Origin of the sequence: Agromyces sp. CCNWLW203 (assembly GCF_036576125.1) — a bacterium.
Classification (GTDB): domain Bacteria; phylum Actinomycetota; class Actinomycetes; order Actinomycetales; family Microbacteriaceae; genus Agromyces.
Window position 1 is genome coordinate 100,742 of sequence record NZ_JAZHYX010000003.1, and the last position, 10,295, is coordinate 111,036.

8 protein-coding genes are annotated in these 10,295 nt (G+C 70.2%); 2 read left to right on the forward strand and 6 right to left on the reverse strand.

Features of this window, described 5'->3' with window-relative positions; all coding sequences use genetic code 11:
* Nucleotides 1-86 precede the first annotated feature (86 nt).
* Complete coding sequence (locus VPH61_RS08650) at nucleotides 87-380, forward strand: DUF4031 domain-containing protein (RefSeq protein WP_332063105.1); 294 nt, start codon at nucleotides 87-89, stop codon at nucleotides 378-380.
* Here VPH61_RS08650 and VPH61_RS08655 read toward each other — a convergent pair.
* Nucleotides 369-3,086 carry an Rne/Rng family ribonuclease gene (locus VPH61_RS08655; RefSeq protein ID WP_332063106.1) on the reverse strand — a complete coding sequence of 906 codons (2,718 nt, stop codon included), beginning with the start codon at nucleotides 3,084-3,086 and terminating at the stop codon, nucleotides 369-371. The genes VPH61_RS08650 and VPH61_RS08655 overlap by 12 nt on opposite strands.
* Nucleotides 3,087-3,359: 273 nt before the next feature.
* Between VPH61_RS08655 and VPH61_RS08660 the strand changes: the two genes are divergently transcribed.
* Nucleotides 3,360-3,986 (forward strand): vitamin K epoxide reductase family protein, encoded by a 627-nt coding sequence (locus tag VPH61_RS08660; protein WP_332063107.1) that lies wholly within the window; start codon nucleotides 3,360-3,362, stop codon nucleotides 3,984-3,986.
* 121 nt (nucleotides 3,987-4,107) lie between these two features.
* Here VPH61_RS08660 and ndk read toward each other — a convergent pair whose 3' ends face one another.
* The 5 genes from ndk to VPH61_RS08685 all read right to left on the reverse strand — a co-directional run bounded on the left by ndk (nucleotide 4,108) and on the right by VPH61_RS08685 (nucleotide 10,257).
* On the reverse strand, nucleotides 4,108-4,527 hold the full coding sequence (ndk, locus tag VPH61_RS08665; RefSeq protein ID WP_056009153.1) for a nucleoside-diphosphate kinase: 420 nt from the start codon (nucleotides 4,525-4,527) through the stop codon (nucleotides 4,108-4,110).
* Complete coding sequence (locus tag VPH61_RS08670; protein ID WP_332063108.1) at nucleotides 4,524-4,949, reverse strand: DUF4233 domain-containing protein; 426 nt, start codon at nucleotides 4,947-4,949, stop codon at nucleotides 4,524-4,526. The genes ndk and VPH61_RS08670 overlap by 4 nt, the downstream gene beginning before the upstream one ends.
* Nucleotides 4,946-6,316: a bifunctional folylpolyglutamate synthase/dihydrofolate synthase gene (locus VPH61_RS08675; RefSeq protein ID WP_332063109.1), complete on the reverse strand. Its 1,371-nt coding sequence runs from the start codon at nucleotides 6,314-6,316 to the stop codon at nucleotides 4,946-4,948. Before VPH61_RS08675 ends, VPH61_RS08670 begins: the two co-directional genes overlap by 4 nt.
* Nucleotides 6,313-9,630: an isoleucine--tRNA ligase gene (gene ileS / locus VPH61_RS08680; RefSeq protein WP_332063110.1), complete on the reverse strand. Its 3,318-nt coding sequence runs from the start codon at nucleotides 9,628-9,630 to the stop codon at nucleotides 6,313-6,315. The genes VPH61_RS08675 and ileS overlap by 4 nt, the downstream gene beginning before the upstream one ends.
* 231 nt (nucleotides 9,631-9,861) lie before the next feature.
* Nucleotides 9,862-10,257, reverse strand: a complete 396-nt coding sequence (locus VPH61_RS08685; protein ID WP_332063111.1) for a GntR family transcriptional regulator — start codon at nucleotides 10,255-10,257, stop codon at nucleotides 9,862-9,864.
* Nucleotides 10,258-10,295: the final 38 nt, after the last annotated feature.

A 10,295-nucleotide genomic window follows, 5' to 3' on the forward strand; every position in this document is an offset into this window, starting at 1 on the left:
ACCAACGGTCGAGTTTACCGGATGTCGCGGGGCCGGTCAAACCACTCCCACCGGCGAGTCGCGCGCGCCACACGTAGGATCGGCCCATGACCGTGCTCATCGACACGCCGCTCTGGCCCAAGCACGGCACGGTCTGGGCCCACCTCGTCAGTGACGAGTCCATCGATGAACTCCGAGAGTTCGCCGAGAGAACCGGACTGCCGCCGAGATCGTTCGATCTCGACCACTACGACGTACCCGTCGAGCGCTACGACGATCTCGTCGCCGCGGGCGCCCTGCCGGTCTCGCCGCGGGAGCTCGTCGAGCGCCTGCGGAGGAGCGGACTGCGCGTCACGCCGCGTGAACGGCGTGAACGCGCAGCCCGCGAATCACTCGGCTGAATCGGATGCCGCGGAGTCGCCGGAGCCGTCGGCCCGGGTGATCACGGGCTGGCCGCCCGCCGTGGTGTCGAGCGCGGCGGTCGAGACGCGACGACTGCGCCCGCGCCCTTCGCCGGCCTTCTTCGGCGCAGGCAGCGCGTCGAGCACCGAGTCGAGGAGCACCTCGGTCTCGGCGACCCTGGCGGGGCGCTTGCGCGCCACGGGCGGCACGGGCAGGTCGAGGATCTGCGTGACCTCGGGAACAACCGTGGCAGCGGGCTCGGGCGTCTCGACCTGCGTCGTCTCCGGTGCCGCTGCGGGCTCCGAGAGGGTCTCGGGCGCGACAGCCGCGCCGCCCTGGTCCTGCGACACCCGACGGTGACGACCGCGGCGACGACCGCCGCCCGTCGTCTCGGCGGGCTTCTCGTCGGTCTCGGGCTTCGGCGCGCGGCCGGCGTCGGCGGTCGCAGCAGCGGGCCGCTGCTCCCCCGCGACATCCGCTGCAGGCTCTTCGGCCTTGTGCTCGGTGTGCGGGATCGTCGACGCCGCGATCTGCGCGAGCGCGTTCTTCACGTCGTCGGTGATCGCGTGGGTGCCGGTGTGGGCCTTGGGCTCGGCGGGGGCCTGCGCGGGCTGCTGCTGGCCGTTGCCGCCGCGGCCACGACCACGACGCTCGGGCTGCGACTGCTGAGCGCTGCGGTGCTTCACCACGGGCTCGTGGTGCACGATGATGCCGCGGCCCGCGCAGATCTCGCAGGGCTCGCTGAACGACTCGAGCAGGCCGAGGCCGAGCTTCTTTCGCGTCATCTGCACGAGGCCGAGCGAGGTGACCTCGGCGACCTGGTGCTTCGTGCGGTCACGCGAGAGGCACTCGACGAGTCGGCGCAGCACGAGGTCGCGGTTGGACTCGAGCACCATGTCGATGAAGTCCACGACGATGATGCCGCCGATGTCGCGGAGGCGGAGCTGCCGCACGATCTCTTCGGCCGCTTCGAGGTTGTTCTTCGTGACGGTCTCCTCGAGGTTGCCGCCGGAGCCGACGAACTTGCCCGTGTTGACGTCGACGACGGTCATCGCCTCGGTGCGGTCGATGACGAGCGAGCCGCCCGAGGGCAGCCAGACCTTGCGGTCGAGCGCCTTCTCGATCTGCTCGCTGATACGGAACTCGTCGAAGGAGTCGCGCTCACCGGCGTACGCCTCGACCCGCTCGAGCAGGTCGGGTGCGACCGCGCGGAGGTACCGCTCGATCGTCTGGCGCGCCTCGTCGCCCTCGATGACCATCTTCTGGAAATCCTCATTGAAGACGTCGCGGACGATCTTGATGAGCAGATCGGGCTCGGAGTGCAGGAGCGCGGGCGCCTGCACCTTCTCGAGCTGGGTCGAGATGTCGGCCCACTGGGCGATGAGGCGGTTCACGTCGAGCGTGAGCTGCTCTTCGGTCGCGCCTTCGGCGGCGGTGCGCACGATGACGCCCTGGTTGTCGGGCAGCACCTCTTTGAGGATCTTCTTCAGCCGCGCGCGTTCGGTGTCGGGGAGCTTCCGGCTGATGCCGTTCATCGAGCCGTTCGGCACGTACACGAGGTAGCGGCCGGGCAGCGAGACCTGGCTCGTGAGGCGGGCGCCCTTGTGGCCGACCGGGTCCTTCGTGACCTGCACGAGCACGCGGTCGCCCGGCTTCAGCGCGAGCTCGATGCGGCGGGGCTGGTTCTTCTCGCCGTTCTCGGCGGCAGCCTCCCAGTCGACCTCGCCCGAGTACAGCACGGCGTTGCGGCCGCGACCGATGTCGACGAACGCGGCCTCCATGCTCGGCAGCACGTTCTGCACGCGGCCGAGGTAGACGTTGCCGATGAGCGACGCGTCCTGGTTGCGCGCGACGTAGTGCTCGACGAGCACGCCGTCTTCGAGCACGCCGATCTGGATGCGGCCGCCCTTCTCTCGCACGACCATCGATCGGTCGACCGACTCGCGGCGGGCGAGGAACTCGGCCTCGGTGATCACCGCGCGGCGACGCCCGGCATCGCGCCCGTCGCGGCGACGCTGCTTCTTCGCCTCGAGACGGGTCGAGCCCTTGACCTTCTGCGGCTCGGTGATGAGCTCGACCTCGCGGGGCCGGCGAACCTTGACGACCGTGTTAGCGGGCTCGTCGGCGTTGGCACGGCCCTCTTCGCCGCTGCGACGGCGTGTGCGCCGGCGAACGGTCGACGACTCGTCGTCGTCGCGCTCTCGGCCCGCACGGTCGTCGCGGGCGGAGTCACGGCCGCCACGCTCCGCGCCGCGGTCGTCACGACCGCCGCGCGCGTCGCGCTCATCGCGTTCGTCGCGATCGAAGCCCACGAGCACGGGCGGCGCATGGAAGATCAGCGACGTCGTCGTGAGGGTCGCGGGGATCGGCGAGACCTCGACCTCGGCGGTCGGAGCGGATGCCTCGGCACCCACCTCTGCCGGCTGCTCGGCCTCGGACGTCGCCGGGGCGGTCGGTGCGCCTGCGTCGACGTTCGCGACGTCGGTGGCCACAGGGGCGACCGACGCTGGGGCGACCGGCGCCGCGGCATCCGGAGCTGCGATCTCGACCGCCGGCACCGCCGGCGTCTCGACCTCGGGCGTCACCCGCGTCTCGACCGCCTTGGCGCGACTCGCACGCCGTGCGCCGAAGAGACCTCCGCGCCGCTTGGTCGTGCCGTTGCCGGCCTCGGGTTCGTTCGTGTTCTTCTCGTTGCCTTCCACCATCTCTGGTGCACTCCTACGCCGGTTCCGACGGCCGCGCCGTCGTCCCGTACTCGTCTGGAGCGGCTCCGCGCGTGCGCCGAGCCGCTGAATCCTTCATTACTGCGACCGGCAGGTTGCCTGTGTCGCCACGTCTTGCGGTGCGTTCACCGCCCACTGGATGCGCTGCATCCTCAAAGCCCTCATTGGCGTCGTGCCGGGCGCGGCCCGGACGACTCATCCGATTATCGCATGCTCTCGCAGCTGAGGGCGGAATCGGCATGCCATAATCCGAGCATGCCGGACTCCCCCGCCCGTTCCCGCCCCGTCGGCCTCGCCGTCTTCCTGCTGATCGCCGGGGCGCTCGGCCTCCTCGCGGCGTTCGAGCTCTCGATCGAGAAGGTGCTCTCGCTCAGCGACGCGTCGCACGTCCCCTCCTGCAATGTGGGGGTGCTCGTCGGGTGCAGCACCAACCTGGCCTCGTGGCAGGGCGGGGTCTTCGGCTTCCCGAACCCGTTCCTCGGCCTCATGGCGTGGCCCGTGGTCATCACGATCGCCGTGGCGATCCTCGCCGGGGCGACATTCGCGCGCTGGTTCTGGCTGGCCTTCAACGTCGGCGTGGCCGGCGCGCTCGCGTTCGTCGGATGGCTCATCTACCAGAGCATCTACGTGCTCGACGTGCTGTGCCCGTGGTGCATGCTCACGTGGGCGGTCACGATCCCGGTGTTCTGGGCGCTGACGCTCTACAACCTCCGCGAGGGGCATATTCCGGCATCGGCACGCGTTCGTCGCCTCGCGGGCGGCTGGCTGTCATGGGTGCCCCTCATCACGGTCGTCTGCTACGCCGTCGTCGTGCTGCTCGCGCAGGCGCAGATGAACGCGATCCCGCGAGTGCTCATCGACCTGCAGAACGCCTTCGGCTGAAACGCCGAGGTCGCGGCACCCGGGTGACCGGGCGCCGCGACCTGCGTTCAGCTGTGCGAGGCGGATCGCCGTCTCATGGCGAGCGGCCGCAGCTGGGCGGCGAGCAGCCTCGAGCGAAGCCTCAGAACCAGAGGGCGAGCTCGCGCTCGGCGGACTCGACCGAGTCCGAACCGTGCACGAGGTTCTGCTGCACCTTGAGGCCCCAGTCGCGGCCGAAGTCGCCGCGAATCGTGCCGGGTGCCGCCGTCGTGGGGTCGGTCGTTCCCGCGAGCACGCGGAAGCCCTCGATGACGCGGTTGCCGGCGACGCGCATGGCGACGATCGCACCCGACTCCATGAACTCGATGAGCGGCTCGTAGAAGGGCTTGCCCTCGTGCTCGGCGTAGTGACGGGCGAGCAGTTCGCGGTCGGGCTGCACGAGGCGGATGTCGACGAGCGAGTACCCCTTCGCCTCGATGCGGCGGAGGATCTCGCCGGTGAGGTTGCGTGCGACGCCGTCGGGCTTGACGAGCACGAGGGTCTCTTCGATGGGGCTGGTCATTGCTGTTCCTTCCATTGCGCGGCCGCGGCCGCTCGGTCTCGGTCGATACGTGCGCCGGTCACCATGCAGTACCACCACATGCCGCCGAAGAGCGCGCCCACGACGAACATCGCGGGGTTCAGGAAGCCCGACGCGAGGATGAGCACCTGAATGGCCCAGCCGAGCGGGTACGCCCAGCTGAACCGCAGGAGCCCGATGGTCGCGATCAGGGCGAGGATGATGACGCCGCCGGCCGCGAGGGCGACCCAGGACGGCAGGGAGCCCTCGACGCCGCCCTGAGAGAGCCCCCAGATGACGAGCGCGGCGAGGAACACCACGATGACCTCGAAGCCGAGCACGATGGCGGCGAGGCTCTGGCGGATGGAGCGCAGCGGCCGCACGGGTGCGTCGTCGGGTTCGGGCACGGACGTCGAGTCGCTCACGAGCGCCCCCATTCACGGTCTGCGGCGATGGCGATGGCCCCGCCGACGAGCACGATCGAACCGGCGACGACGACCGCGCGCTTCGGCGCGGCCTCGGCCCATCTCCGGGCCTCGTCGAGGGCGTCGTCGAGGCGTTCGACGGCTTCGACGGCCGCCGCCTGCTCGGGTCCGACGGCTCGGGCGACGGATGCCGCGAGCTCCTCGGCCCCGATGGCGCGATCGGAATCGGGGGCGGTGACGATGAACCGGGTCGCGACCGGTGCGAGCGCACCCGCGATGCCGGCGACATCCTTGCCGGCGAGCACGCCGAGCACGAACGCCACCTCGTCGAAGTCGAAGTACTCCTCGAGTGCGGCGGCGAGCGAAGCGGCGCCGTGCGGGTTGTGCGCGGCGTCGACGAGCACGGGCGGCTCGGTGCCGACCATCTGCAGTCGCCCGGGCGAGGTCACGCCGCCGAGACCCTGCTGCAGCACCTCGTCGGCCATGCGCATCGTGCCCGCGCCGAGGAATGACTCGACCGCGGCGATCGCGACGGCGGCGTTCTCGGCCTGGTGGCGGCCGAAGAGGGGCAGCGCGAGGTCGCGGTACTCCCCCGCGAGTCCCTTCACCGAGATGAGCTGGCCGCCGACGGCGACCCTGGAGTCGAGCACCGCGAAGGCACCGCCTTCGACGGCGAAGGTGCCGCCCTGCTCGGCAGCCCGGTCGCGCAGCACCGTCAGCGCCTCGGGCGACTGGAACGCCGTGACGACGGCAGCCTCGGGCTTGATGATGCCGGCCTTCGTGCGCGCGATCTCGTCGATCGTCGTGCCGAGCGCCGACTCGTGATCGAGGTCGATCGGCGTGAACACCGCGACCTGGCCGTCGGCCACGTTCGTCGAGTCCCACTCGCCGCCCATGCCGACCTCGAGCACCACGACGTCGACGGGGGCGTCGGCGAAGCACGCGAACGCGAGCGCCGTGAGCGCCTCGAAGAACGTCAGCCGGGGCGTGCCGGCCGCCTCGAGCTCGGCGTCGACGATCGCGATGAACGGCTCGATCTCCTCCCAGTTGCGGGCGACCGCCTCGTCGGCGACGGGGAGGCCGTCGATCAGGATGCGCTCGGTGAATCGCTCGAGATGCGGGCTCGTCATGAGGCCGGTGCGAAGGCCCCCGGCGCGCAGGATCGACTCGATCATGCGGCTCGTCGAGGTCTTGCCGTTCGTGCCGGTGATGTGGATCACGGGCGCGGCGCGGTGCGGGTCGCCGAGGATCTCCACCGCCCGTCGCGTTGCGTCGAGTCGTCGCTCGGGAGCGGCTTCGCCGACCCGTTCGAGGAGGCTCCGGTACACGGCGTCGGCCGCGTCGCTGAACTCGAGTTCGTCGGTCATGCCTTCGCCACCTCCACGGTCAGTCGCGACGACTCGCCGACCGTCTTCGCGTCGTCGCCGGGGGCGCCGACGAGCACGGACAGTTCGGTCGCGAGCGTCTCCCCCGAGATGAGCTCGCGGTGCCGCTCGGCCGCGGCTGCGCCGGTCTCGTCGAGCGTGAGCATCAGGCGGATCCGGTCGCCGACCTCGAGGCCGGCAGCCTTCCGCGCCTCCTGCACGGCGCGCACGACGTCGCGAGCAAGGCCCTCGGCCTCGAGCTCGGGCGTCGTCGCGGTGTCGAGGATCACGAACCCGCCGTCGGCGAGCAGCGCGAGGGCGCTCGAACCGTCGCCGCTGCCGCCTGCCTCGAGCACGAGGTCGTACTCTCCGGTCTCGAGCGCGATGCCGCCCGCGACGACCGCGTCGCCCTCGACGCTCCAGTCGCCCGAACGGGCCGCTTGGATCGCCTGCTGCACGGTCTTGCCGAGCCGAGGCCCGGCCGCACGCGCGTTGACGGTGAGCCGCTTCGTCACCCCGAAGCGCTCGGCGCTCGAGGCATCGAGGGTCACGAGGTCGACGGCCTTGACATTCAGCTCATCGCGCAGGATCGCCTCGAAGGGCGCGAGCGCTGCGGCATCCGTCGCCACGACCGTGAGGCGCGCGAGCGGAAGCCGGACCCGGCGACCTGACTGCTTGCGCAGCGAGAGCGCGGCCGAGCTGATCTCGCGCACCGAGTCCATCGCGGCGACGAGCGCGTCGTCGGCGGGGAAGGCCGCGGCGTCGGGCCAGTCGGCCAGGTGCACGCTGCGCCCGCCCGTGAGGCCGCGCCAGATCTGCTCGGAGACGAGCGGCAGCAGCGGCGCCGAGAGGCGCGTGAGGGTCTCGAGCACGGTGTAGAGGGTGTCGAACGCCTCGCTGCCCGAACCGTCTTCACCGACGCCCGCCCAGAACCGGTCGCGCGAGCGACGCACGTACCAGTTCGTCAGCACATCGCCGAAGTCGCGCAGCTTCGCCGCGGCGAGCGGCGAGTCGAAGGCTTCGAAGTCTGCGGTCACGTCAGTGACGAGGGCGCCGAGCTTCGCGAGCAGGTACCGGTCGAGCACGTCGGTCGAGGAAGTCCGAGCGGATGCCTCGTAGCCGCCCTCTCGAGCCGAGTTGGCGTAGAGCGAGAAGAAGTACCACGTGCTCCAGAGCGGCAGCATGAACTGCCGCACGCCCTCGCGGATGCCCTCCTCGGTAACGATCAGGTTGCCGCCGCGGAGCACCGAGCTCGACATGAGGAACCACCGCATCGCGTCGGAGCCGTCGCGCTCGAAGACCTCGGAGACGTCGGGGTAGTTGCGCAGCGACTTCGACATCTTCTGCCCGTCGCTGCCGAGCACGATGCCGTGGCTCACGACGTTCGAGAACGCGCGCCGGTCGAACAGCGCGGTCGAGAGCACGTGCATGACGTAGAACCAGCCGCGGGTCTGCCCGATGTACTCGACGATGAAGTCGGCGGGGTTGTGGCTGTCGAACCACTCCTGGTTCTCGAACGGGTAGTGCACCTGCGCGAACGGCATCGAGCCCGAGTCGAACCACACGTCGAAGATGTCGGGGATGCGGCGCATCGTCGAACGGCCGGTGGGGTCGTCGGGGTTCGGGCGCACGAGGTCGTCGATGTAGGGACGGTGCAGGTCGGGCTCGCCGTCGGGGTTCACCGGCAGGCGGCCGAAATCGCGCTGCAGTTCCTCGAGCGAGCCGTACACGTCGACGCGCGGGTACTCGGGGTCGTCGCTCTTCCACACCGGGATCGGCGAGCCCCAGTAGCGGTTGCGGCTGATCGACCAGTCGCGGGCGCCCGCGACCCACTTGCCGAACTGCCCGTCCTTCACATTGTCGGGCACCCAGTTGATGTCGTCGTTGAGTTCGCCCATGCGGCCCTTGAACTCGGGCACGCGAATGAACCAGCTCGAGACGGCCTTGTAGATCAGAGGATTCCGGCAACGCCAGCAGTGCGGATACGAGTGCTCGTAGCTCGCCTGTCGGAGCAGTCGCCCCTCGGCCTTCAGCAGCTGGGTGAGCGGCTTGTTCGCATCGCTCCAGAGCAGCCCCGCGACATCCGTCACCGCCGGCAGGAACCGGCCGCCCTCGTCGAGCGAGATGATGACCGGGATGCCCGCGGCCTCGCCGATCTTCTGGTCCTCTTCGCCGTAGGCGGGGGCCTGGTGCACGATGCCCGTGCCGTCTTCAGTTGTGACGTAGTCGGCGACGAGGATGCGCCAGGCGTTCTGCAGGCCGTACTCCTCGACGTCGGCGTAGTAGTCGAAGAGCCGGTCGTAGGCCACGCCCTCGAGCTCGCGGCCGCGAACGGTGCGGGAGACCGCGGCGCGTGCGTCGTCGACCGACTCGTAGCCGAGCTCCTTCGCGTAGTTGCCGACGAGGTCGATCGCGAGCAGGTATTCGCCGCCGAGCACCTCGGTGTCGGATGCCGCGGCGCCCGTCTCGGCCGTGCCGACCTCTTCGCGCCGCACGGTCGCGTCGGGCGTGCCGTTCGGCCCCGCGGGAACGACCGCGTACTCGATGTCGGGCCCGACCGCGAGGGCGAAGTTCGTCGGCAGCGTCCACGGCGTCGTCGTCCACGCAAGCGCGCGCACGGCCGTGAGGCCGAGCGACTCGGCCTTCGCCCCGACGAGCGGGAACGTGACCGTGACCGTCTGGTCCTGGCGCATCTTGTAGACGTCGTCGTCCATGCGCAGCTCGTGGTTCGAGAGTGGCGTCTGGTCGCGCCAGCAGTACGGCAGCACGCGGTAGCCCTCGTAGGCGAGGCCCTTCTCGTGCAGCGTCTTGAACGCCCAGATGACGCTCTCCATGAACGTCACGTCGAGCGTCTTGTAGTCGTGCTCGAAGTCGACCCAGCGCGCCTGGCGCGTGACGTACTCCTGCCACTCCTTCGTGTAGCGGAGCACGGCGTCGCGAGCGGCCTGGTTGAAGGCCGCGATGCCCATCTCCTCGATCTCGCTCTTGTCGGTGATGCCGAGCTGCCGCTCGGCCTCGAGCTCGGCGGGCAGGCCGTGGGTGTCCCAGCCGAAGCGGCGGTGCACCTGCTTGCCGCGCATGGTCTGGAACCTCGGGAAGAGGTCTTTCGCGTAGCCGGTCAGGAGGTGCCCGTAGTGGGGCAGGCCGTTGGCGAACGGCGGGCCGTCGTAGAAGACCCACTCGGGAGCGCCCTCGCGCTGGTCGATGGAGGCCTGGAACGTGCCATCGGCCTTCCAGAAGGCCAGCACGTCGCGCTCGACGGCGGGGAACTCGGGTGAGGGGGCGACACCGTGGTCGTCTGGGGTACGGGGGTACACGCTCGCTCCTTGCGGGGACGGATGCTCTCACGAGGACGCCGGTGCTCGATCGAGCGCCGCCGCGGTACCACCTCGCTTGCGAGCCGCGCCTTGCGACCGACTCGCCCCTCATTGCCGGCTGTGACGGGCCGAACCGTTCGGTTCTACTGCCGAGCGGATGCCGCGTGGCCCCGCCTGGGTTCTTCCGAAGACTCCCCGGTGATAGCCGGATCAACATCGTTGCCGTCAAGACTACCGCGTCGGCATGGGGCGGAGCACGCCCGAGGCCTGCGGCGCCGAGCGATAGGCCTCGCGCACGAGGGCGAGGAGGGCGGCCTCGGGCAGCTCGTGGTTCTTCGCCTCGTCGACGAGGTCGTACACGGCACCGGCGAGAGCGCCGTGCCCGCCGATGCGGACGGCGACGATGGCGCCCCGCCCCCGGTGCAGCTCGATCAGGTGCTCGTCGCGCAGGCGGTGGTAGGCGCGCAGCACGGTGTGCACGTTGAGGTCGAGCGAGGCGGCCAGTTCGCGCGCGGCGGGCAGGCGCTCGCCGCCCGTGAGCCTGCCGTCGATGATCGAGGCGCGCAGGCCGGACGCGAGCTGCTCGAAGAGCGGTGCGTCGAGGGTCGGATCGAGCCGGATCAGCATGGCTAAATCCTATTGTTCTATCTGAAATAGAACAACAT

Excerpts from the sequence above, each read along its gene's own strand:
- VPH61_RS08650 (WP_332063105.1), top strand. The coding sequence starts at position 87 with ATGACCGTGCTCATCGACACGCCGCTCTGGCCCAAGCACGGCACGGTC.
- VPH61_RS08655 (WP_332063106.1), bottom strand. The coding sequence starts at position 3,086 with ATGGTGGAAGGCAACGAGAAGAACACGAACGAACCCGAGGCCGGCAAC.
- VPH61_RS08660 (WP_332063107.1), top strand. The coding sequence starts at position 3,360 with ATGCCGGACTCCCCCGCCCGTTCCCGCCCCGTCGGCCTCGCCGTCTTC.
- ndk (WP_056009153.1), bottom strand. The coding sequence starts at position 4,527 with ATGACCAGCCCCATCGAAGAGACCCTCGTGCTCGTCAAGCCCGACGGC.
- VPH61_RS08675 (WP_332063109.1), bottom strand. The coding sequence starts at position 6,316 with ATGACCGACGAACTCGAGTTCAGCGACGCGGCCGACGCCGTGTACCGG.
- VPH61_RS08685 (WP_332063111.1), bottom strand. The coding sequence starts at position 10,257 with ATGCTGATCCGGCTCGATCCGACCCTCGACGCACCGCTCTTCGAGCAG.